Here is a 986-nt window from a genome sequence, read left to right as displayed (position 1 = left end):
GGGTGGTGCCGGTCCGGTCCGTGACGGCCACGGGTCTTCCCTTCCGGGGTGCGGGGGCGGTGTTCCCTACCGTCGCACCGGCCGATCCGTCAGGTCCATCGAAAAGTTTCGATCGTTCTTTTCAGCAGAACTGAACGGTGCGGGGGGGGCGGAGGAGCGGGCGGCGAAGACCTGCCCGGCGACCGTGGCGCCGAAGGCGAGGGCCATCCCGGCGAGCTGCACGGGGGTGAGGTCCTGCCCGAGGACGGCCCAGCCGATGGCGGCGGCGGTCAGCGGGGACAGCGGGCCGAGCAGGGTGACGGAGGTGGCGCTGAGCTGCCCCATGCCGCGGAACCAGAGCCAGTACGCGATCCCGGTGTTGATCAGCATCATGTAGCCGTAGCCGAGGAGGGCCCGGCCGTCGAGCGCGGGCGGCGCCCCCTCGGCGAGTGCGGCGAGGGGGACGATGACGAGCCCGCCGGCGGTGAGCTGCCAGCCGGTGGCGGCGAGCGGGCCGACACCTGCGGGACGCCCCCACCGCTTGGTCATCACGGTGCCGGCGGCCATCGACGCGGAGGAGACGACTCCGGCGGCGATGCCGAGGGCGTCGAGGCGGGCCTGGGCGGTCAGGACGACCATGCCGACCCCGAACGCCGCGGCGATGGCGGCGAGCACGGTCCGGAGCTCGGCGCGCTCGCCGAGCAGGAGGGCGGCGAGCCCGACGACGAAGAGCGGTCCGGCCGAGCCGAGGACGGCGGCGACGCCGCCGGGGAGGCGGTAGGCCGAGAGGAAGAGCAGCGGGAAGAACGCCCCGATGTTGAGGGTGCCCAGCGCGGCGGACTTCCACCACCAGCTGCCGGCGGGCAGGGTGCGGGAGAGCGCGGTCAGCAGCAGCCCGGCGGGCAGGGCCCGCATGGCCGCGGTGAACAGGGGCCGGTCGGGGGGCAGGAGTTCGGTGGCGACGGCGTAGGTGGAGCCCCAGGAGACGGGGGCGAGGGCGGTCAGGG

1 protein-coding gene is annotated in these 986 nt (G+C 74.8%); it reads right to left on the bottom strand.

The features are described from left to right. Positions 1–66 precede the first annotated feature (66 nt). Entirely contained in the window at positions 67–984 is a 918-nt protein-coding gene (locus tag EF903_RS32940; RefSeq protein WP_260616243.1) for an EamA family transporter, read from the bottom strand. Positions 985–986 lie beyond the last annotated feature (2 nt).

This window comes from Streptomyces sp. WAC05292 (genome assembly GCF_003949955.1).
In the GTDB taxonomy this organism is placed as follows: Bacteria; Actinomycetota; Actinomycetes; order Streptomycetales; family Streptomycetaceae; genus Streptomyces; species Streptomyces globosus.
Note: the sequence above shows the minus strand (reverse complement) of the source record. Positions and strands in the feature narration are given on the sequence as shown.